General features: G+C 60.5%; 20 protein-coding genes. 9 read left to right on the forward strand and 11 right to left on the reverse strand.

All coding sequences use genetic code 11. The features are described from left to right. Positions 1 to 252 precede the first annotated feature (252 nt). The 3 genes from GTU76_RS05540 to GTU76_RS05550 all read left to right on the forward strand — a co-directional run bounded on the left by GTU76_RS05540 (position 253) and on the right by GTU76_RS05550 (position 4,387). Positions 253 to 1,530, forward strand: coding sequence for an acetyl-CoA C-acetyltransferase (locus GTU76_RS05540; RefSeq protein WP_175553068.1), 1,278 nt, complete (start codon positions 253 to 255; stop codon positions 1,528 to 1,530). A 422-nt stretch (positions 1,531 to 1,952) separates the two neighbouring features. Beyond that, positions 1,953 to 2,849 carry a PA4780 family RIO1-like protein kinase gene (locus tag GTU76_RS05545; RefSeq protein ID WP_007914672.1) on the forward strand — a complete coding sequence of 299 codons (897 nt, stop codon included), beginning with the start codon at positions 1,953 to 1,955 and terminating at the stop codon, positions 2,847 to 2,849. A 329-nt stretch (positions 2,850 to 3,178) separates the two neighbouring features. Continuing rightward, the gene (locus GTU76_RS05550) at positions 3,179 to 4,387 is read left to right on the forward strand and encodes an MFS transporter (RefSeq protein ID WP_180698214.1); all 1,209 of its coding nucleotides are present in this window, start codon (positions 3,179 to 3,181) and stop codon (positions 4,385 to 4,387) included. On the opposite strand, the gene cueR is transcribed toward GTU76_RS05550, so the two are convergent. The 3 genes from cueR to GTU76_RS05565 all read right to left on the reverse strand — a co-directional run bounded on the left by cueR (position 4,341) and on the right by GTU76_RS05565 (position 7,691). Beyond that, positions 4,341 to 4,754, reverse strand: a complete 414-nt coding sequence (cueR, locus tag GTU76_RS05555) for a Cu(I)-responsive transcriptional regulator (protein ID WP_175553070.1) — start codon at positions 4,752 to 4,754, stop codon at positions 4,341 to 4,343. The two genes, GTU76_RS05550 and cueR, sit on opposite strands and share 47 nt — an antisense overlap. Continuing rightward, a complete protein-coding gene (cueA, locus tag GTU76_RS05560) occupies positions 4,751 to 7,144 on the reverse strand; it encodes a copper resistance metal-translocating P1-type ATPase CueA (RefSeq protein ID WP_180698215.1) in 2,394 nt (797 codons plus the stop codon). Before cueA ends, cueR begins: the two co-directional genes overlap by 4 nt. 163 nt (positions 7,145 to 7,307) lie before the next feature. Next, on the reverse strand, positions 7,308 to 7,691 hold the full coding sequence (locus tag GTU76_RS05565; RefSeq protein ID WP_016987375.1) for a hypothetical protein: 384 nt from the start codon (positions 7,689 to 7,691) through the stop codon (positions 7,308 to 7,310). A gap of 147 nt (positions 7,692 to 7,838) precedes the next feature. Here GTU76_RS05565 and GTU76_RS05570 point away from each other — a divergent pair, with 147 nt between their 5' ends. Together GTU76_RS05570 and GTU76_RS05575 are read left to right on the forward strand one after the other, a co-directional pair. Further along, a complete protein-coding gene (locus GTU76_RS05570; RefSeq protein ID WP_016987374.1) occupies positions 7,839 to 8,036 on the forward strand; it encodes a cation transporter in 198 nt (65 codons plus the stop codon). Between the two features lie 88 nt (positions 8,037 to 8,124). Further along, positions 8,125 to 9,327: a multidrug effflux MFS transporter gene (locus GTU76_RS05575; protein WP_180698216.1), complete on the forward strand. Its 1,203-nt coding sequence runs from the start codon at positions 8,125 to 8,127 to the stop codon at positions 9,325 to 9,327. Between the two features lie 6 nt (positions 9,328 to 9,333). Here GTU76_RS05575 and GTU76_RS05580 read toward each other — a convergent pair whose 3' ends face one another. The 3 genes from GTU76_RS05580 to GTU76_RS05590 form a co-directional block, all read right to left on the reverse strand. Then, the gene (locus GTU76_RS05580) at positions 9,334 to 9,507 is read right to left on the reverse strand and encodes a hypothetical protein (protein WP_007914687.1); all 174 of its coding nucleotides are present in this window, start codon (positions 9,505 to 9,507) and stop codon (positions 9,334 to 9,336) included. 160 nt (positions 9,508 to 9,667) lie between these two features. Continuing rightward, positions 9,668 to 10,681 carry a zinc-binding alcohol dehydrogenase family protein gene (locus tag GTU76_RS05585; protein ID WP_180698217.1) on the reverse strand — a complete coding sequence of 338 codons (1,014 nt, stop codon included), beginning with the start codon at positions 10,679 to 10,681 and terminating at the stop codon, positions 9,668 to 9,670. A gap of 32 nt (positions 10,682 to 10,713) precedes the next feature. Continuing rightward, complete coding sequence (locus GTU76_RS05590) at positions 10,714 to 11,007, reverse strand: putative quinol monooxygenase (protein ID WP_180698218.1); 294 nt, start codon at positions 11,005 to 11,007, stop codon at positions 10,714 to 10,716. A gap of 120 nt (positions 11,008 to 11,127) precedes the next feature. Here GTU76_RS05590 and GTU76_RS05595 point away from each other — a divergent pair, with 120 nt between their 5' ends. The 3 genes from GTU76_RS05595 to GTU76_RS05605 all read left to right on the forward strand — a co-directional run bounded on the left by GTU76_RS05595 (position 11,128) and on the right by GTU76_RS05605 (position 14,629). Next, complete coding sequence (locus tag GTU76_RS05595; protein ID WP_016987370.1) at positions 11,128 to 12,057, forward strand: LysR family transcriptional regulator; 930 nt, start codon at positions 11,128 to 11,130, stop codon at positions 12,055 to 12,057. A gap of 316 nt (positions 12,058 to 12,373) precedes the next feature. Further along, positions 12,374 to 13,105 (forward strand): ArsR/SmtB family transcription factor, encoded by a 732-nt coding sequence (locus GTU76_RS05600; protein WP_016987369.1) that lies wholly within the window; start codon positions 12,374 to 12,376, stop codon positions 13,103 to 13,105. 141 nt (positions 13,106 to 13,246) lie between these two features. After that, positions 13,247 to 14,629 (forward strand): MFS transporter, encoded by a 1,383-nt coding sequence (locus tag GTU76_RS05605; RefSeq protein ID WP_180698219.1) that lies wholly within the window; start codon positions 13,247 to 13,249, stop codon positions 14,627 to 14,629. 118 nt (positions 14,630 to 14,747) lie between these two features. On the opposite strand, the gene GTU76_RS05610 is transcribed toward GTU76_RS05605, so the two are convergent. The 3 genes from GTU76_RS05610 to GTU76_RS05620 form a co-directional block, all read right to left on the reverse strand. Further along, positions 14,748 to 15,701: an adenosine deaminase gene (locus tag GTU76_RS05610; protein ID WP_008082147.1), complete on the reverse strand. Its 954-nt coding sequence runs from the start codon at positions 15,699 to 15,701 to the stop codon at positions 14,748 to 14,750. An 80-nt stretch (positions 15,702 to 15,781) separates the two neighbouring features. Then, entirely contained in the window at positions 15,782 to 16,747 is a 966-nt protein-coding gene (locus GTU76_RS05615; RefSeq protein ID WP_180698220.1) for a 2-oxoglutarate and iron-dependent oxygenase domain-containing protein, read from the reverse strand. A 141-nt stretch (positions 16,748 to 16,888) separates the two neighbouring features. Further along, the gene (locus GTU76_RS05620) at positions 16,889 to 17,962 is read right to left on the reverse strand and encodes a BMP family ABC transporter substrate-binding protein (protein ID WP_180698221.1); all 1,074 of its coding nucleotides are present in this window, start codon (positions 17,960 to 17,962) and stop codon (positions 16,889 to 16,891) included. Positions 17,963 to 18,249: 287 nt separating this feature from the next. On the opposite strand from GTU76_RS05620, the gene GTU76_RS05625 reads away from it, so the two are divergent. Then, complete coding sequence (locus tag GTU76_RS05625; protein WP_016987365.1) at positions 18,250 to 19,341, forward strand: calcium:cation antiporter; 1,092 nt, start codon at positions 18,250 to 18,252, stop codon at positions 19,339 to 19,341. 111 nt (positions 19,342 to 19,452) lie between these two features. On the opposite strand, the gene GTU76_RS05630 is transcribed toward GTU76_RS05625, so the two are convergent. Both GTU76_RS05630 and GTU76_RS05635 read right to left on the reverse strand, forming a co-directional pair. Next, entirely contained in the window at positions 19,453 to 20,811 is a 1,359-nt protein-coding gene (locus tag GTU76_RS05630; protein ID WP_180698222.1) for an 8-oxoguanine deaminase, read from the reverse strand. Positions 20,812 to 21,064: 253 nt separating this feature from the next. Next, positions 21,065 to 21,751 carry an SDR family oxidoreductase gene (locus GTU76_RS05635; protein ID WP_026000777.1) on the reverse strand — a complete coding sequence of 229 codons (687 nt, stop codon included), beginning with the start codon at positions 21,749 to 21,751 and terminating at the stop codon, positions 21,065 to 21,067. Positions 21,752 to 21,757: the final 6 nt, after the last annotated feature.

Here is a 21,757-nt window from a genome sequence, read left to right on the forward strand (position 1 = left end):
GGACTGCCGATGGCAATCAATCGTTCGATTAACGCAATAGGGCCTACGCTTGAACAGCAGAGTAGTTTGCCCCCGGCGGTTTTGTTGGCGAACGCACATTCAGAAACACAGCCAATACCCCTGTAGGAGTGAGCCTGCTCGCGATAGCGGTGTATCAGTCAAGAAATGTTTATCTGACCCACAGCTATCGCGAGCAGGCTCACTCCTACAAGGGATTGGCGTGAATTCAAACCTTCGGAAAAGGAGTTATTCATGAGTCAGCTGCGCCGCGTCGCGATCATCGGCGGTAACCGTATCCCTTTCGCCCGTTCCAACGGGCCCTACGCCACGGCCAGCAATCAGGCGATGCTCACCGCCGCCCTTGAAGGCCTGATCGAACGCTACAACCTGCACGGCCAGCGCATCGGCGAGGTGGTGGCGGGCGCGGTGCTGAAATTGTCACGAGATATGAACCTGACCCGTGAATGCGTGCTCGGCTCGCGTTTGTCACCGGCCACGCCGGCCTACGACATCCAGCAAGCCTGTGGCACCGGCCTGGAAGCCGCGATCCTGGTGGCGAACAAGATCGCCCTTGGCCAGATCGACTGCGGCATCGCTGGCGGTGTCGACACCACATCGGACGCGCCGATCAGCGTCAGCGAAGGTCTGCGCAAAATCCTCCTGCAAGCCAATCGCGCCAAGACCACCGGCGACAAACTGAAAACCTTTCTGCAACTGCGGCCCCAACACCTGATCCCGGAATTTCCGCGCAACGGCGAACCACGCACCGGTCTGTCGATGGGGCAGCACTGCGAGCTGATGGCGCAGACCTGGCAGATCCCGCGTGAAGATCAGGATCAACTGGCCCTTGAAAGCCATCACAAACTCGCCGCGTCCTACAGCGAAGGCTGGCACAACGACCTGATGACGCCGTTCCTTGGCCTGACCCGCGACAACAACCTGCGCCCGGACCTGACTCTGGATAAACTCGCAACGTTGAAGCCTGCCTTCGAAAAAAGCGCTAAAGGCACGTTGACCGCGGGCAACTCCACACCGCTGACTGACGGCGCGTCGGTGGTGCTGCTCGGCAGCGAAGAATGGGCAAAGGAACGTGGCTTGCCGATCCTCGCGTATCTGCGTGACGGCGAAGCGGCGGCGGTGGATTTCGTCAACGGTGCGGAAGGGCTGCTGATGGCGCCGGCGTATGCGGTGCCGCGATTGTTGGCGCGCAACGGGCTGACCTTGCAGGATTTCGATTACTACGAAATTCATGAAGCTTTTGCTGCGCAGGTGTTGTGTACGCTGAAGGCTTGGGAGGATCCGCAATACTGCAAAACCCGCCTGGGCCTTGATGCACCGTTGGGCTCGATCGATCGCAGCCGGCTGAATGTGAAGGGCAGTTCGCTGGCGGCGGGGCATCCGTTCGCCGCGACGGGCGGGCGTATCGTCGCCAATTTGGCGAAATTGCTGGATGCCGCGGGCAAGGGCCGGGGCCTGATTTCGATTTGCGCCGCGGGCGGGCAGGGCGTCACTGCCATTATCGAACGCTAGAAGAGCCCCTCACCCTAACCCTCCCGAAACGTCGGACCGCCCAAAGGGAGAGGGGACAGATTGGGGGATGTTTGAGGGATACGCCGACCTGATCGAGCTTTACCGAATCCATAATCGACGCGGTATTTCAGGTCGATGTATAACGCCAGACAGCTCGGTCGGCGCCCTCTCCCTCCGGGAGAGGGCTGGGGTGAGGGTAAAGGGCAAAAACCGCAGATGTCAGATTCTGTCGCAAATGCCCTCGACGGCCGATACCAACAAATAACCAAGGCTCGGCTATGATTCGCAGCGGTCGATTTTTTTCGGCACAGTGTGTGCATTCACAGGTTCACAGGTCGGCAACCCCTCCCCGTAATGCGAGGATTGCCGTATAACGAGTGACATTCGCGTGTTTGGTAATAAAGGACCCACAATAAAAGCTGATGAAGACTCCAAAACGCATTGAACCCCTGATCGAGGACGGTCTGGTCGACGAAGTGCTGCGCCCACTGATGAGTGGTAAAGAAGCAGCTGTTTATGTGGTGCGCTGCGGCAATCAGTTACGTTGCGCAAAGGTCTACAAGGAGGCGAACAAACGCAGTTTCCGCCAGGCGGCCGAGTATCAGGAAGGCCGCAAGGTGCGCAACAGCCGACAGGCTCGCGCAATGGCGAAAGGCTCCAAGTTCGGTCGCAAAGAGACCGAAGACGCCTGGCAGAACGCCGAAGTGGCGGCGCTGTTCCGTCTGGCCGGTGCCGGCGTGCGGGTGCCCAAGCCGTATGATTTCCTCGACGGCGTGCTGTTGATGGAACTGGTGGCCGACGAATTCGGCGATGCCGCGCCGCGTCTCAATGATGTGGTGCTGGAGCCGGATCAGGCGCGCGAGTATCACGCGTTCCTGATTTCGCAGATCGTGCTGATGTTGTGTACCGGTCTGGTGCACGGTGACCTTTCGGAGTTCAACGTGCTGCTGACGCCGACCGGTCCGGTCATCATCGACCTGCCGCAGGCTGTCGACGCTGCCGGTAATAACCACGCGTTCAGCATGCTGGAGCGGGACGTTGGCAACATGGCTTCGTACTTCGGTCGCTTTGCGCCGGAATTGAAACTGACCAAGTACGCGAAAGAAATGTGGGCGTTGTACGAAGCCGGCACCTTGCACCCGAACAGTGTGCTGACCGGTGAGTTCGATGATCCGGAAGATCTGGCCGATGTGGGCGGGGTGTTGCGCGAGATCGAAGCGGCGCGCCTCGACGAGGAACGCAAGCAGGCCATCCGTGCGGCGGACGACGAGCCGAAAGGCAAGTCCGACGAACCACCGCCACCACCGTGGATGCAGTGATCGCTTGATGAGAAACCCGGCTTCGGCCGGGTTTTTTTGTTTGGTTTCGAAATGCACCCTCACCCCAGCCCTCGTCCGGAGGGAGAGGGGGCCGACCGAGGTGTCATGCGTCATACGTCGACCTGAAACACCGGGCCGATTATGGATTGGACGAGTTCAGTATTTGGACCTGTCTGGATTCGGTACAGAAATTTCAGGTCGGCGTATCTCCACAGCATCCCCCAATCAGTCCCCTCTCCCCCTGGGAGAGGGCTAGGGTGAGGGCTCTTTCGGATCCCTGCAAATTCAAGTCTACTGTCCACCGCTCCACCCACACTCAAGGACTGAATGTGACCACCCCGCGCAACACCCATCTGATCATCACCGCACGATTGATCTCCGATTTCGGCGCGTTCCTCAACATGGTCGCGCTGGCCACCTACGTCTACCTGCTGAGCAACAGCGCGATGAGCGTCGGAATCTTTCTCGCCAGTCGCGTCGGCGGGGGAATTTTTGCCAGCCTGATCGGCACCGCGTTTTACCGTCGATGCAGCGGACGCGCACCGCTGATCGCGTTCGACCTGCTGCGCGCCAGCGTCCTCGGTTTACTGTTGATCGTGCCCGTCAGCCAGCAAGCCATGCTATTGCCGGTCATCGCTTTCGGTCTGGGTCTGGGCAATTCGATGTTCGCCATCGGCCTCAACAGCCAGTTGCCGCGTCTGATCCCCGCCGAGCAATTGCTCAAGGCCAACGCCTGGATCACCTCGGCCTCATCCGCCGCGATGGTCGGCGGCAGTCTGGTTTCAGGTCTGCTGGTCGCGGGTTTTGGTTTTGAAACGGTATTCGCCCTGAATGCGTTGACCTATCTGTTGGCAGCGTTGTTGATCGTGCCGCTGCGTTTCGAACCTGCGACAGTCAACGAAGAGCCGGAACGCGGCGAATGGACCGCACTCAAGCAAGGCCTGCGTGCAGCACCGGTGATTGCCGCAATGCTCGCGGTGACCATGGCCGACACCTTGGGCAGCGCTGCGCACAACGTCGGCTTTGCGATCATTTCCAAATTGCTCACGCCGGAGTCAGCGAGCACCACGCTGGGCCTGATGCTCGCGGTATGGGCCAGCGGCAAACTGCTGGGCGCGCGCATCGCCAGCCGTCTCAAAGGCTCAGACAACATCAACCTCGAACGGCGGTTTTTCTTTGGCGTGGCACTGATGTCCTGCGGCTTTATCCTGATGTTCCAGCAGCACAGCCTCTACGGTCTGCTGCTGTTTTCCTTGCCGGCGGGTTTGGGTGATGGCTTTTCCGAGGTCGGGCTGTTGTCGCGACTGCAACGCGAACCCGAGCAGTTGCGCTTGCCGATTTTCAGCGTCCTGACCTTGCTGCAAATGACCGGGTTCGGCATCGGCATGCTGATCGCCGCGCCGTTCTACGGATGGTGGGCGCCGGGTGCCGTGGTCATGCTGTTCCACGGCATCCCGCTCAGTACCTTGCTGCTGATGAAAGCTCTGGCGCTCAAGCGCGGGCGGGTTGCACGCAGCAGCCCGACGCCAGTTCCTTGAGGATCGGGCAATCGGGGCGGTGGTCGCCGCTGCAGTGCTCGACCAGATCCTGCAGGGTGTCGCGCAACTCGCCGAGTTCGCGGATCTTCTGATTCAACTCGTCGATGTGCTGGCGCGCCAACGCCTTCACATCGGCGCTGGCGCGTTGGCGATCCTGCCAGAGGGTCAGCAGTTTGCCGACTTCCTCCAGGGAAAAGCCCAAGTCCCGCGAGCGCTTGATGAATGCCAGCGTGTGCAGGTCATCGTCGCCGTAGACCCGATAACCGCTGTCGGTGCGATGCGCCGCTTTGAGCAGGCCGATCGACTCGTAATAGCGGATCATTTTCGCGCTCAGGCCACTGTGTCTGGCTGCTTGACCGATGTTCATCGGTGCTCCTCCAAGTCCTTGGGTTTCCAGGTTTTCAACAGTAGCGCATTGCTCACCACGCTGACGCTCGACAGCGCCATCGCTGCCCCGGCCAGCACCGGGTTGAGGAAGCCGAACGCCGCCAGCGGAATGCCGATCAGGTTGTAGACGAAGGCCCAGAACAGGTTCTGACGGATCTTCGCGTAAGTCTTGCGGCTGATCTCCAGCGCCGCCGGCACCAGCCGTGGGTCGCCGCGCATCAGGGTGATGCCCGCTGCGTGCATGGCGACGTCGGTGCCGCCGCCCATGGCGATGCCGATGTCGGCAGCGGCGAGGGCCGGGGCATCGTTGATGCCGTCACCGACCATGGCGACCACGCCGGTTTTCTTCAGCTCGCTGACGGTGGCGGCTTTGTCCGCCGGCAGCACTTCGGCGTGGACATTGCTGATGCCCAGGGCCTCGGCGACGACGCGCGCGCTGCCACGGTTGTCGCCGGTCAGCAGGTGGCTGTGGATATGCCGGGCGGCGAGTTGTTGCACGGCTTCCAGTGCGCCGGGTTTGAGGGTGTCACCGAAGGCGAACAAGCCGAGCACTTGCGGTTCAGGACTTTGCTCGATCAACCATGACAGGGTGCGGCCTTCGGCTTCCCATGCTTGGGCGGATTCGCTCAGGTTGCCGGCGCTCAAGGCACTTTCTTCGAGCAACCGCCGATTGCCCAGTGCCAAGCGCCGGCCGTCGAGATTGCCGGCGATGCCGCGACCGGTGAGCGACTGGCTGTCGCTGACATCCGGTACGTGCAGTCCTCGTTCCGCTGCGGCGTCGAGCACCGCTTTGGCCAGCGGGTGTTCGCTGCCGCGTTGCAGCGCGCCGGCCAGTTTCAGCAAGATGTCTTCATCGCCATCCACCGCGCTGAAATGGGCGATACGCGGCGTGCCAGAGGTCAGCGTGCCGGTCTTGTCGAACACCACACTGCTGACTTCATGGGCACGTTCCAGCGCTTCGGCATCCTTGATCAGAATGCCGTGACGCGCCGCTACGCCGGTGCCGGCCATGATCGCGGTCGGCGTGGCAAGGCCCAGTGCACAGGGGCAGGCGATGACCAGAACGGCGACGGCATTGATCAGCGCGGTTTCCAGCGGCGCGCCATACAGCCACCAGCCAATCAATGTGGCTAGAGCAATCAGCAACACCGTCGGCACAAAGATCTGGCTGACCTTATCCACCAGTTTCTGGATTGGCGCTTTCGCGGCTTGAGCGTCCTCGACCAGGCGAATAATTCGCGCCAACACGGTTTCCGCGCCGAGTGCCTGAGTGCGCACCAGCAGGCGACCTTCGCCGTTGATCGCACCGCCGGTGACTTTATCGCCCGGTTGTTTCGGCACCGGCAGGCTTTCGCCGCTGATCAGCGCCTCGTCGGCGTGACTCTGGCCTTCGATGACTTCGCCGTCGACCGGGAAACGCTCGCCGGGCTTGACCAGCACCAGATCGTTGAGGCGCAACGCGCTGATGGCGACATCCTGCTCGCGGCCGTCGATCACTTGAATAGCCCGTTCAGGACGCAATGCTTCGAGGGCGCGGATGGCGCTGGCGGTCTGGCGTTTGGCGCGGCTCTCCAGGTATTTGCCGAGCAGTACCAAGGCAATGACCACCGCCGATGCTTCGAAATACAGATGCGGCATGCGCCCGGCAGCGGTGGCCCATTCGTACAAGCTCAAACCATAACCGGCACTGGTGCCGAGGGCGACCAGCAAGTCCATGTTGCCGGCGCCAGCGCGAACGGCTTTCCACGCGGCGACGTAAAAGCGTGCACCAAAAATGAACTGCACCGGCGTGGCAAGTGCGAATTGCGCCCAGGCCGGGAGCATCCAGTGAATGCCGAACGGTTGCAGCAACATCGGCGCCACCAGCGGCAGGGCGAGGGCAATTGCGCAGATCAGCGCCCAGCGTTCATGTTTCAGACGTTGCTGTTGGTTATCGGTTTGCGGGTGTTCGGCTTGCCAGACGCTGGCCGAGTAGCCGGCCTTGCTCACCGCGTCGAGCAAGGTTTGTGGATCGACCTGGCCGAGCAGTTCGAGGTGGGCGCGTTCGTTGGCGAGATTGACGCTGACGCTTTTCACCCCGGCGACTTTATTCAGGGCACGCTCGACGCGACCGACGCACGAGGCGCAAGTCATGCCTTCGATATTCAATTCGATAGTCTGCTGCGGCACGCTGTAACCGGCGCGCTCAACCGCCGCCATCAAGGCCGGCAGGCTGTCACCCGGCGCCTGCACGCGGGCCTGCTCGGTGGCGAGATTGACGCTGACGGCACTGGCGCCGCTGACTTTGCTCAACGCCCGCTCGACACGGCCGGCGCAACTGGCGCAGGTCATGCCGGCAATCGGCAGATCGAACGTGATGGAATCGGACATCGGTCGTACTCCCTGTAGTGGATGCCTACAAGGATCAACCTTGCCATGCGGGCAAGGTCAAGTGCCAATCTCAAAAGCAAAAGATCGCAGCCTTCGGCAGCTCCTACATTGGAGTGCAACCCCTGTAGGCGCTGCCGAAGGCTGCGATCTTTTGGCTAGCGACTCAGTATTCGAGAGCCGCAGGCTTCAAGTAGACGCCTTCTGAATTCATCGCCAACCGATACTTCAGCACATCACCGGCATGCAGTTTGATCTCCTGCGACCCCGGCGCGAGCATCCCTGGATTGCAGCCAGCAACCTGTCCCGGCAGCAACTTCAAGCGCAGCGAAACAGTGCCCGGCGGCAGGTTGAAGGAAATGCTTTGCTCCTGCAGCAGCCGCGCCGAGAGCTGATCCTGGATGTACACGCCGATCTCGCAGGAAGTCGACACTTCCAGACGCTCGCGGGAAATGATCAGCACCGCATAGTCCTCGCCGGCAGCTTGCACTTGAGGAACGGCGGCAAAGAGGCTGAGAAAGCCAAACAGGCTGAAAGCTGACCAGCGCATGGCTGAATCTCCTGAATCGAGTCATTGATGTACGCAGCTTGGCCGAGCGCGGCGCCGATTGCCAGCCCGGCAGTTTATTCAAGAACTTGACCTTGCCATCGTGGCAAGCTCGAAACTGCCGGCAATCTCACTCGAAGGAGTCATTCCATGCAAGTGTTCAACGTTCAAGGCATGTCCTGCGGTCACTGTGTCAAAGCCATCACCAATGCCGTCCAGGCCAGGGATCCGGCAGCCAGCGTGCGCGTCGATCTGGTAGCTAAAGAGGTCGGCGTCGAAAGCGCCATGAGTGCTGATCAGGTCATCGAAGCGATTCGCGAGGAAGGATATGAGGTGAAGCTCGTCTGAATTTGATCGTTAGCGAGCTATCGGAATGTTCAAGGCGTTCGGGCACGGCTAGACTGTCGGGCTGCCGACTTGCCAACCTGGATGCCTGATGAACTTCCGTACCATTCTGATCCTCGGTGCCTTGACCGCCTTCGGGCCCTTGGCCATCGACTTCTATTTACCCGCATTCCCCTCGATGGCGCTGGCGTTCGGAACCGACGAGAAACATGTGCAGATGACGCTGGCGGCCTATTTCGCCGGTTTGTCGATTGGCCAGCTGGCTTACGGCCCGGTGGCGGATCGCTTTGGCCGACGCATCCCGTTGCTCGTGGGCCTCACGCTGTTCACTCTGGCATCCCTGGCTTGCGCCTATGCGCCGAATCTGGAATGGCTGATCGCTGCACGTTTTGTCCAGGCATTGGGCGGTTGTGCGGGGATGGTGATTTCCCGGGCGGTGGTCAGCGACAAGTGCGACGCGGTGGGTTCGGCGAAAGTCTTTTCGCAATTGATGCTGGTGATGGGCCTGGCGCCTATTCTGGCGCCGATGCTCGGTGGTCTGCTGGTTAACACCACAGGTTGGCAGTCGATATTTCTGGTGCTGACCGGGTTCAGTGCGTTGGCCGGACTGGCCGTGGCGCTGGGGTTGCCGGAAAGTATGCCGGCGCACATGCCGCGCCAGCCGTTGTCCGGCGCACTGCGTCAGTACGGGCGCTTGCTCAAGGATCGGGTTTACCTCGGTCATGCCCTGACCGGCGGCATCGCCATCGCCGGGATGTTTGCTTATATCGCCGGCTCACCGTTCATCTTCATCAAACTGTATGGCGTCCCGGCCGAGCATTTCGGCTGGTTGTTCGGCACCAACGCGGCGGGGTTCATTCTGGTGGCGCAGGTCAACGCGCGGATGTTGGCCAAGCGCGGCCCGGCGTTCCTGCTGTCGCGGGCGGTGTGGGTTTACTTCGGCGCGGGGCTGGCGTTGCTCGCGGTCAGCGCAATGCACACCGAATCCTTGTGGCCGCTGCTGATTCCACTGTTCATCTGCGTGTCGAGCCTGGGCTGCATCAGCCCGAACGCCGCCGCCTGCGCGATGAACGGTCAGGGCGCACGCGCCGGCAGTGCTTCGGCACTGCTCGGCTGCATGCAATTCAGTGTCGCCGCTGGTGCTTCGGCGCTGGTGGGGGTGTTGCACGACGGCAGCGCCGTGCCTATGGCAATAGTCATCAGCCTGTGCGGTTTGCTGGTGGTGTGCGTGGCGCTGCTCACCCGCCGTCTACAGAATGCCCGGGCACTGGCGCAAGCTCAGGCCGAGGCATAAATAACCTCAGCCGGCGGCGCGCTGCTGGCTGCGGTCGGGAATCTGATGGGGCGCGCAAAGTCGCGCTTCGAGGGTGCGAGTGAAGGCCAGTGCTTCGGCTTCACTGCGGAATGTCACGGCGTGCTGGTCCAGACGAACCTGCCATTGAGACTTTGCCACTTCTTTTATCAGGATCTTCATTGCTGACCTCCCTTGCGTAAAAGATGTATCGCAGAGGCTTCGATTGTAGACCTGAATACGATCGCAATTGTGACAACGGTCAAGCATCGGACTGACGGCAAAAAACAGCGCAGCCCCGCCGACCGCTCTAGCTTCGGCGAAGGCTGCGATGTACAGGTTTTTAGAAACCTTCTAAAACAATTTTGCCCTTGGCTTTGCCACTTTCCAGCAGCTCATGGGCACGACGCAGGTTTTGCGCGTTGATCGTGCCGAAATGCTCGCCCACCGTGGTCTTCAACGTCCCGGCATCAATCAGCTCCGCCACGCGGTTGAGCAGTTTGTGCTGCTCGATCATGTCCGGCGTTTCGAACAGCGAGCGGGTGTACATGAACTCCCAGTGCAGCGACAGGCTTTTGCGTTTGAGTTTGCTCACGTCCAGTAACTTCGGATCGTCGATCAGTGCCAGTTTGCCTTGCGGCGCCAGCGCTTCGACCAGTTGATCGAGGTGCTGATCGGTCTGGGTCAGGCTGGCGACGTGGGTCACGCTGTCGACCCCGGCGCGCTTGAGTTCTTCGCTCAGCGGCTGGCTGTGATCGATGACCAGATCGGCGCCCAGCTCTTTGACCCAATCGGCGGTCTGCTGGCGGGAAGCGGTGCCGATCACTTTCAGACCGGTCAACTGCTTGGCCAACTGAGTAAGAATCGAACCCACACCACCGGCCGCACCAACGATCAGCAAGCTCTGGTCTTCAGCGGTTTTGCCTTCGCGGATTTGCAGGCGTTCGAACAACAATTCCCAAGCGGTGATTGCAGTCAGCGGCAGTGCTGCGGCTTCGGCAAAGCCTAAGGATTTTGGCATGTGGCCGACGATGCGCTCATCGACCACGTGCAGCTCGCTGTTGCCGCCGGCACGGGCGATGGAGCCGGCGTAGAAGACCTTGTCGCCAGCCTTGAACAAGGTCACTTCGTTGCCGACGGCCTTGACCACACCGGCAACGTCCCAACCCAGCACTTTCGCAGCGCCGTTTTCCGGCGCCACGTTCTGCCGTACTTTGGTATCAACCGGATTCACCGAAATGGCTTTGACTTCCACGAGCAGGTCGCGCGGGCCGGCGACCGGTTCAGGCAGTTCGATGTCTTGCAGGGATTTGGCGTCGCTGATCGGCAGGGATGCGTAATAGGCAATGGCTTTCATGATTGGCTCCGTACAGGTAATAGAAGAAGGAATCAGGCAATTGCGCCGAGGCGCTTGAGCTGAAAGTGTTCGATGGTATGGCCGGCAGTGGCCTGGAAATTCAGGAAGTGCGCACTGGCGTTATGCGCCTGGAGAATCTCTTCGCTGGTCCAGTGTTCGATCACATAGAAAATCTGCGGGTCAGCGAGGTCGCGATGCAAGTCGTACTGGCTGCAACCGTCTTCGGCGCGGCTCGGTTCAACCAGTGCACGCAGGCCCTGTTCGAGGCAATCCTGTTGACCGGGTTTGGCGACCAGGGTGGCAATGGCGGTGAATGGCTGGGACATGCTCGGCTCCAGAGAAGCGGGATGAATACGATGGAGAGATGATTGGCTATTTCTCTGCGAGATAAAACCGGCTAAAAGAGCAGTCTCTTTCAATATTTTTTTGATAATCGGGGCTGACGCATGCTGCGTTTCGATGACTTGCAGTTGTTTGTCCGGGCGGCGGACCTGGGCAGTCTGTCGGCGGCTGCGCGGGTGATGGACATGTCTGCGGCCGTGGCCAGTGCGGCGTTGAAACGGATCGAGCAGCAACTGGGCGCGCGCTTGCTGGCGCGATCGACTCGCAGCTTGCGCCTGACAGCCGAAGGCGAAGGCTTTCTCGAATACGCGCGGGCAGCGCTGAGCCATCTCGACGAAGGCCGGCGCTTGCTGGCCAGCGGGCAGGATCAGGTCAGCGGTATTTTGCAGTTGTCGGCGCCTTCGGACTTCGGCCGTAACCTGTTGTTACCGTGGCTCGACGAGTTTCAGCGTGAGCACCCGAAGCTGACCGTGCGTCTGTTGCTCGGCGATCGCATCGCCGACCTGTTCCGCCAGCCCGTGGACATCGCCTTGCGCTACGGCGAGCCGGAAGACTCGAGCCTGGTTGCCTTGCCCATCGCCCCGCACAACCGTCGTGTGCTGTGCGCATCGCCTGCGTACCTGGCGCGACACGGCGAACCGCGTCAGCTCGAACAACTGGCGCAGCACAATTGCCTGTTGTACATGCTCGGCAGTCGGGTTCACGACCATTGGAGTTTTCACGACGGCAAACGCGAGGTCAGTCTGACCGTCAGTGGTGACCGTTTCAGTGATGACGCCGACGTTGTGCGTCTGTGGGCGCTGGCTGGAGCGGGAATAGCCTACAAATCCTGGCTCGACGTGGGCGCCGATGTGCTCGCCGGCCGCCTCAAAGTGCTGCTGCCGGAGCTGCTGTGTGAACGCGCTCCGCTGAATCTGTTGTGCGCCCATCGCGCACAATTGAGTAAGCCGGTGAACCTGTTAAGGGAAATGCTCGCCAGCCGATGCGCTTATTTGAGTAGCCAATTTCCCGTTTTCTCGAAAGTTGATCATTAGTCGCAGCTAAATAGAGAAATTTCTCTCAGGAACAATCACCACCCGTGCAGGCTGCGGCACGGGACGCGGCCTGCATCCCGCTTATACTAGCGCCCGCCTCATGCAAGTACCTTAACCCGGCCCGAACCCCTTCGCACTGTGCTGCTCCTGTCTGGTTCAGGATTGTTCAGCGAAGCTGGTTTCTGCGCCGGAAGATGTTATGTCAATGGCCTGCCTTGCCCCGGCTCAGAGCGATTTTCGCGTCTTGGCCGCCGACCCATTACTGGTCAAGATGTCTGCGAGCAGTAGACGATACGATTCCACAGGGAGTGAATACATGGAACATGCACCTTGCATCAGCCAGATCGCCACGTTGCTGGCCGACCCCAAGCGCAGCGCGATGATGTGGGCGCTGATGGATGGCTCGGCCCGGCAGACCGAGGAGCTTGCGTTACTGGCAGGTCTGTCGCCGTCGTCGGCCAGTGCGCATCTGGCACGGCTGGCCTCTGGTGGTCTGTTGAAGGTCGAAGTTCGTGGTCGCAAACGGTTTTTCCGTCTCTCGGCACCGGAGGTGGGCGCGGCGATAGAGGCGCTGGCCAGCGCCACCATCGCCAGTGCCCCGCGCGAAGTCGCCGAGGTTTTCAAACGCAGCACCCCTTTGGCGAAGCCCCAGGCGGCACCGTCTTCGCTGTTGCGCGCACGCTTTTGCGACGATCATCTGGGTGGCACGCTGGCGGCCGACCTGTATCAGCGACTGCTCGACGCCGGCTGGATCGAACAGCTTGAACAGCGCGTGGTGGTGACCCTCAAGGGTGCAAAACAACTGGCAGGGCGGGGTGTGTTCATTCAGGCGCTGGCCCATCGCAATGTTCAGGTGGCCTGTGCCTGCCCGGACTGGAGCGAGCGTCGTCCGCACATGGGCGGTACCCTCGGCGCCGCGTTGCTGCAGTTGTTCATGCAATCCGGCTGGCTGACCCTGCCCAATGACTCAAGAGCGCTGCAACTGACGGCGACCGGGCAGCGCGAACTGCATCGATTTGCCAAGGAAACCGAGCTGGAGATGGCCTAGCAGAGCCGCTTGATCATGACCGGCCACGGCGGCATTCCGGCTGGCGTCGTCCACGGCTGCGAACAGGTCGCATCCAGCACGAACGCCCAGGCGTGATCGCGCACACTCGATCCGGGGACATTTCGGATTGGGGGACGCGGCATGGATAATCAAGGCTACAGTGCGGCAGAACGCTTGGAACGACTGCCGATCAGCGGTTATCACCGGATCATTTTTATCATCATCGCTCTGGCGTTTTTCTTCGACTCCATGGATCTGGCGATGATGACGTTCCTGCTTGGCTCGATCAAAGCCGAGTTCGGCTTGAGCAGTGCGCAAGCTGGACTGCTCGCCAGTTCGAGCTTTTTCGGCATGGTGCTGGGGGCGTCGCTGTCCGGCATGCTCGCCGATCGCTTCGGCCGCAAACCGGTGTTTCAGTGGAGCATCGTGCTGTGGGGCGTGGCCAGTTATCTGTGCTCGACGGCACAAACGGTCGAGACGCTGACGCTGTTCCGCATCCTGTTGGGGATTGGCATGGGCATGGAGTTTCCGATCGCCCAGTCGATGTTGTCCGAGCTGATTCCAGCGCAACGCCGCGGGCGCTACATCGCGTTGATGGATGGCTTCTGGCCGCTGGGCTTCGTGGCCGCCGGGGTGCTGTCCTACTTTCTGCTGCCACTGATTGGCTGGCGCGACATCTTTCTGGTGCTGGCAGTACCGGCGGTGTTTGTGCTGGCGATCCGCTTTTTCATTCCCGAGTCACCGCGCTGGCTGGAACAGGCTGGAAGACATGAGGCGGCAGACAAGGTGTTGAACGGCATCGAGGCGCGGGTACGTTCGTCGCTCGGGAATGCCGCGCTGCCGGAACCGCTGCGCTTGCCGCGCACCGTGACGCCGCCGGGCGATTTCTTTGCGGCGCTCAAACAGATCTGGTCGCCGCAGTATCGCCAGCGCACCACGATGATCTGGAGCCTGTGGTTCTTCGCGCTGCTCGGCTTTTATGGGCTGACGTCGTGGTTGAGTGCATTGCTGCAACAGTCGGGTTTCGCCGTGACGCAATCGGTGTATTACACCGTGCTAATTTCCCTGGGCGGGATTCCCGGGTTTTTGATGGCGGCGTGGCTGGTCGAGCGCTGGGGGCGTAAACCGGTGTGCATCGTCACGTTGCTCGGCGGTGGTGTAATGGCGTTTCTTTATGGGCAGAGCGCGGTGTTTGGCGGCAACGTGGCGCTGCTGATCAGCACCGGGCTGTTGATGCAGTTTTTCCTGTTCGGCATGTGGGCGGTGCTCTACACCTACACGCCGGAGCTGTATCCGACGTCGGCGCGGGCGACAGGCTCGGGCTTTGCCTCGGCAATTGGCCGGGTTGGTTCGCTGCTCGGGCCATTGGTGACCGGACTGGTGTTCCCGATTACCGGGCAGGGCGGGGTGTTCGCGCTGGGCGCGGCATGCTTTGCGATCGCGGCGGGGGTGGTGTGGTTGTTCGGGATGGAGACGCGGGGGAAAACCCTCGAAGAGCTGACTGAAACCCAATCCATCGGCTAACACCGATCCAATGTAGGCCTTCGCCTGCTCGCGATAGCGGAGTGTCAGATATAGATTTTTTAGCTGACACTCCGCTATCGCGAGCAGGCTCACTCCTACAAGGGTTTTGCGGTGTTGCTTATGGCTTTACCAGTCGCGCATCCAGGCTGTTCTGCGCCAGGCGCTTGGCCTGATCCTGGGTCATGCCCAAATGTTCATGCAGCGCGTAGAAGTTCTCGGTCACGTAACCACCGAAGTATGCCGGGTCATCGGAGTTCACCGTAACCTTCACGCCACGCTCGAGCATGTCGAGAATGTTGTGCTGCGACATGTGATCGAACACGCAAAGCTTGGTGTTCGACAGCGGGCACACGGTCAACGGGATCTGTTCGTCGATGATCCGTTGCATCAAACGCTCGTCTTCGATGGCGCGTACGCCATGGTCGATACGCTGGATTTTCAGCAGGTCGATGGCTTCCCAGATGTACTCCGGTGGGCCTTCTTCGCCAGCGTGGGCAACGGTCAGGAAGCCTTCGTGACGGGCACGATCGAACACGCGCTGGAACTTGCTCGGCGGGTGACCCATCTCGGAGCTGTCCAGACCGACAGCGACAAACGCGTCACGGAACGGCAGCGCCTGATCGAGGGTTTTCTCGGCTTCTTCTTCGCTGAGGTGGCGCAGGAAACTGAGAATCAAACCGCTGGTGATGCCCAGTTGCTGCTCGCCATCCTTCAGTGCCGCGGCGATGCCGTTGAGCACTACTTCGAACGGGATTCCCCGGTCGGTGTGGGTCTGCGGGTCGAAGAACGGTTCGGTGTGAATCACGTTCTGCGCTTTGCAACGCAACAGGTAGGCCCAGGTCAGGTCGTAGAAATCCTGCGAGGTGCGCAATACGTCGGCGCCCTGGTAATACAGGTCGAGGAATTCCTGCAGGTTGTTGAAGGCGTAAGCCTTGCGCAGGGTTTCCACATCGTTCCACGGCAGGGCGATCTTGTTGCGCTCGGCCAGGGCGAACAGCAGCTCGGGCTCCAGCGAGCCTTCCAGATGCAGGTGCAGTTCGGCCTTGGGCAAGGCGTTGAGCCAGTCGTACATATTCTTTTCTCATCAGGTGCAATGGCGGCATTCTACAGATGCTCGCCGAAACAATTGGCAAAACCTGACCAAGCGATCCATCAAACCGCTTCTTGCTCACGGCGATAAGCGTAGGTATCGGCGAAGCGCGACAGCAGGAATTCGGCGCAGGTGGTGGTCGGATATTTCGCTGGATGCTGTGCGTCCTGACATCCGGGCAGGCATTCGATGCGCGTGTCCGGGTGCGGCTCGGCGAAGAACGGCATCGAATAGCGATCCACACCGAGCGGACTGATCACCCGGTGCGGAGTCGAGCGATAACGGTCGTTGCTCCAGCGCGCCATCATGTCACCGAGGTTGACCACGAAAGTGCCGTCGATCGGCGGTGCATCGATCCATTCGCCATTGACGTTTTTCACTTGCAAGCCGCCGGCGCTGTCCTGATAGAGCAGGGTGATGCAGCCGTAATCGGTGTGCGCGCCGGCACCTTGCTGCTCGACGGAGCTGGCGGTGTGGCGCGGTGGGTAATGGATCATGCGCAGGACGCTGACCGGGTCAACGAAGCGGCTGTCGAAGAAATCGCGTTCGATGTTCAGGGCGATGGTCATCGCGCGCAGCAGGGTTTGCGCGAGGGCTTGCATGTCGAGGTAGTGCTGCTCCATCAGGGTTTCCCAACCCGCTTGCGATGGGTGCCGGTTCGGCCCGCGTAACGGTCTTTCAGCGAGCACGTCGGGATGCTCGGCCGGCAGGTGCAGGCCCATGTCGAAGGTTTCTTTCAGATCGCTGGGTTTGCTCGGGTCGAGTTGCTCGGTGGCGATCGCACCGTAGCCGCGATGGTGGCGGGTCTGGGTGATGTCGATCTTGAGTTTTTCCGCTGCGGGCAGGGCAAAAAAACGCTGAGTCTGATCGAGCACCGCGTCGATGCGTTGCGCTGAAATCGGATGGCCCTTGATGTAGAAAAAGCCCCATTCGCGGCAGGCTTGGTCGATTTGCCCGGCGACGGCAGGCCAGGCGTTTTCATCGTCACTATAGAGCGGGCTGATATCGATGATCGGAAGCTGATCCATACACAATCCTTGAATACGCTGAAGATCAAATGTAGGAGTGAGCCTGCTCGCGATAGCGGTGTATCAGATTCAGATATCTCGACTGAAACACCGCTATCGCGAGCAGGCTCACTCCTACAAGGGATGGTGGTGGGGCTGGGATTACTTCGGCATCTCAGCCTTCATGCCTTCCACGTAATAGTTCATCGATGCCAGCTCTGCATTCGTCGCACTCACGCCTGCCGGAATTTTTTCGACTCCGGCCTGATCCTTGATCGGCCCGGTGAACGGTTGCAGCGCGCCACTCTTGATGTCGGCAATGATCTGCTCGGCCTCGGCTTTCACCGGCGCCGGCACCAGGTCGCTGATCGGCAGTTCAACCGTGCCTTCCTTCAACCCGCCCCAGTAATCCTGAGGTTTCCAGCTGTGATCGATCACGCTCTGCGTCGCCTGAATGTAGTGCGGCGCCCAGTCGTTGACGATCGACGTCAGCACCGCTTTCGGGCCGAAGTGCGCCATGTCCGAGGCGTAACCCACCGCGTACACGCCACGACGTTCGGCGGCCTGAATCGGCGCCGGGCTGTCGGTGTGCTGGAACACCACATCGACGCCCTGATCGATCAGCGCGTTGGCTGCATCGGCTTCCTTGCCCGGATCGAACCACGAGTTGACCCACACCACTTTGATCTCGGTGCCGGGGTTGTATTTGTTCAAGGCCAACTGGATAGCGTTGATGTCGCGGATCACTTCCGGAATCGGGAACGAAGCGACGTAACCGATCTTTTTGGTCTTGGTCATCTTCGCCGCGAGGAAACCGCCGACGTAACGCCCCTCGTAAGTGCGCGCCAGATAGGTGCCGAGGTTCTTGTCCTGTTTGTAGCCGGTGGCGTGTTCGAAGGTCACCTTGGGAAACTGCTTGGCGACTTTGACAGTGGGGTTCATGTAGCCGAAAGAGGTGGTGAAAATCAGGTCGTACTTGTCCTTGGCCATGTTGCGGATGACCCGCTCGGCGTCGGCACCTTCGGCGACGTTCTCGACGTAGTTGGTGGTGATCTGATTGCCGAATTTCTCCGCGAGTGCCTTGCGCCCCTGCTCATGCTGATACGTCCAGCCGTGGTCGCCAATCGGACCGATGTAGACGAAACCGACCTTCAGCGGATCGGCAGCGCTGGCGCTCAGGCTGATCCCCAGACCGAGGACGGCGCACAGCAGTTTGTGCAGCGGACGTATTTGCATGAATTGGAGCTCCATTTTGTTGTGTGTGGTCAGGGCCAATGCAAATTGCTGACCAACAGGACAACAAACATTCCAGAACCGAGGCGCGGCCTTCGCGAGCAAGCTCGCTCCCACAGGGGGTCGCATTTCAATGTGGGAGCGAGCTTGCTCGCGAAGGGGTCGGCAGGGCCAATAAAAGTGCATGCCTGAAACCAGCTGCCATCGCTTGGTGCGCTAAGGTGTAACGAAACGTTAGCGCCGCCCCGCAGTCAGTAGCTCATTCGCTCTCTTCGGCAAAAAGGCCCGCCATGCTCACAATCCTCAAGCAAGAAAGCTTTCTGCTCCTGGCCGTCATCGCCGCGTGCGTCGCCTATCCGCTCGAACACTGGATGCTGCACAGCGGCCAGATCGTCGCGCTGACTGCCGGCCTGGTGCTGATCGCGTTCATCGTCGCCGCCTCAATGCGCGTCGCCCATCACGCCGAATTGCTCGCCGAAAAGGTCGGCGACCCTTACGGCACGATGATCCTCACGCTCGCGGCCGTGCTGGTCGAAGTGGTGATTCTGGCGATCATGATGAGCAACGAAGCGTCGCCCACACTGGTGCGCGACACGATCTATTCCGCGGTGATGCTCGACATCAACGGCATCCTCGGCCTCGCCGCGCTGATGGGCGGGATCAAGCACGGCGAACAGTCCTACAACGACGATTCAGCGCGCAGCTACAGCGTGATGATCCTCACCGCCATGGGCGTGTCGATGGTGGTGCCGGAGTTTATTCCCGAGGCCAACTGGAAGATTTATTCGGCGTTCACCATCGGCGCGATGGTGGTGCTGTATGCGTTGTTCCTGCGCATGCAGGTCGGCCCGCACAGTTACTTTTTCAGCTACAGCTATCCGGACAAACGCCGCAAGAAAGAACCGCAGGACGCGCAGGCGAAAGCACCGAGCATCGGCCTGTCGATCGGCATTCTGGTATTTGGCATTGTGGTGATCGGCGCCCTGGCCGAAGTGATGTCGAAGACCCTCGATCTGGGCCTGGAAGGCACGGGCGCACCGCCGGTGATCACGGCGATTCTGGTCGCGGCGATTTCCGCGGCGCCGGAGATTTTGACGGCGTTGCGCGCAGCGTTGGCCAACCGCATGCAGTCGGTGGTGAACATTGCGATGGGCGCGTCACTGTCGACGGTGATTCTGACGGTGCCGGTGATGGAGGCGATGGCGCTGTACACCGGCCAGCCATTTCAAATGGCGATGACGCCGGTGCAGACGGTGATGATCTTCATTACGCTGATCGTCAGCGCGATCAACTTGAATGACGGCGAGACCAATGCCATCGAAGGCATGACGCACTTCGTGCTGTTCGCGACGTTCATCATGTTGTCCCTGCTCGGTCTCTGAACCTGACGCTAAACAACTGTGGGAGCGAGCTTGCTCGCGAAAGCTGTGTATCAGTCCACTCAAGTACTGACTGACACGACGCCTTCGCGAGCAAGCTCGCTCCCACAGGGATCAGGTACCTGCGATCAACTGGCGCGCCGCCTGGCTGTGATCGGCGATCAGGCCTTTCAGATCCAGCCCTTCAACCTGGCCATCCACCACGCGCCACTTGCCACCGATCATCACTCGATCCGCACGATCCGCGCCGCACAACAGCAGCGCCGAAATCGGATCATGGCTGCCGGAGAAGCGCAGCTCATCGAGCTTGAACAATGCCAGATCCGCCTGCTTGCCCATGGCAATCTCACCAATGTCAGTACGGCCCAACAAGCTCGCCGAACCTTTGGTCGCCCAGCCCAGCACGCGTTTCGGGGTGATCTTCTCGGCGCCGTAACGCAGGCGCTGGATGTACAGGGCCTGACGCGCTTCGAGAATCATGTTCGAGGCATCGTTGGACGCCGAACCATCGACGCCCAGACCAAACAGCGCGCCCGCGTCAGTCAGATCAATACTCGGGCAAATGCCGGAAGCCAGGCGCATGTTCGAACTCGGGCAATGGCAAATACCGGTACCCGCCTGACCGAGACGAGCGATTTCGTCCGGGTTGAAGTGGATGCCGTGGGCCAGCCAGGTGCGCGGGCCGAGCCAGCCGACGCTGTCCAGATAATCGACGGTGCGCAGGCCGAAACGCTGCAGGCAGAAATCTTCTTCATCGAGTGTTTCGGCCAGATGCGTGTGCAGGCGTACGTCGAGCTTGTTTGCCAGGTCAGCACTGGCCGACATGATTTCCGGGGTCACCGAGAACGGCGAGCACGGCGCCAGCGCGATCTGGATCTGCGCACCATCGCCGCGCTCGTGGTACTCGTGAATCAGGCGCTGACTGTCGTCGAGAATCACCTGGCCTTCCTGCACGGTCTGCTGCGGTGGCAGGCCGCCGTCCTTTTCGCCGAGGCTCATCGAACCGCGAGTGAGCATGGCGCGCATGCCCAGTTCACGGACGCTTTCGACCTGTACGTCGATGGCGTTTTCCAGACCGTCCGGGAACAGGTAGTGGTGGTCGGCAGCGGTGGTGCAACCCGACAGCAGCAACTCAGCCAAAGCGACTTTGGTCGCGAGGGCGAGTTTCTCAGGCGTCAGTCGCGCCCACACCGGATAAAGGGTTTTCAGCCACGGAAACAACGGCTGATTGACCACCGGCGCCCAGGCGCGGGTGAGGGTTTGATAGAAGTGGTGGTGGGTGTTGATCAGGCCCGGCAGGATCACATGCTCGCGGGCATCGAAGATTTCATTGTACGGCGCCGACGGTTGTTGGCCGGCAGCCAGCACTTCGACGATGACACCGTCTTGCACAACAAGACCGCCACGGGCGTCGAGCTCGTTGGAGGTGAAAATGGCGAGGGGATTTTTTAACCAGGTACGGGTCGCGGGCATGTTGCCGGCTCCTCTGAAAATGGGGTTCAGGGTTGCCAGCTCAGTGATGCCCTGTCTGCTGATCCAGGGTCGCCGCGGGGGACGAGGTGCGCAGTTTCAAACAAAACGCTGCATCGGGCAAGCCCAACCCGACCACTCACCACGGTCCCTTGTAGGAGTGAGCCTGCTCGCGATAGCGGTGTGTCAGTCGGAAGATCAGTGTCTGACACACCGCTATCGCGAGCAGGCTCACTCCTACAGGGGATTTGGGGGCTTACCAGGGGATCGTTTCACCCTTGTAATTGATGAAGTGATGCCCACCCTTGCCGGCATACGCATTCACCTGATCGACCAGCCCACGGGTGCTGGTTTGCACGTCAAGGTCAGCCGCTTCGCCGCCCATATCGGTCTTCACCCAACCCGGATGCAGCGACAACACCGTCATCTTCTGCTCACCCAATTGCGTGACAAAACTGTTGGTCATCGAATTCAGCGCTGCCTTGCTGGCCTTGTACAGCGCCAGTCCCGGCGAGTCCGGCATGGTCACGCTGCCGAGCACGGAACTCATGAACGCCAGCACGCCGCTGCCATCACGAATCTGCCCGACGAAGCGTTGTGCCAGATTGATCGGTGCCACCGCGTTGGTGAAAAACAACTGACCGACCTCAGCCAGTGTCGCGCCGCCCGGGGACTGATCTGCCGGGCCTTTGACCCCGGCGTTGACGAACAGCAGGTCAAAGGTTTCGCCCTTGAGTTGCTGACTCAACGCGATCACCGCTTGCTGGTCGTCCATATCAAGCTTCTCGATCCGCACCTTGCCTAATGCTTGAAGTGCGTCGGCATTGGCAGGATTACGCACAGTAGCCGTGACTTGCCAGCCGTCGGCCAGCAGGGTTTTCACCAGACCAAGGCCAAGGCCCCGGGAGGCGCCGATGATCAGTGCGTTTTTTGCAGACATGATGGGCTT

The organism is Pseudomonas crudilactis, assembly GCF_013433315.1.
GTDB lineage: Bacteria > Pseudomonadota > Gammaproteobacteria > Pseudomonadales > Pseudomonadaceae > Aquipseudomonas > Aquipseudomonas crudilactis.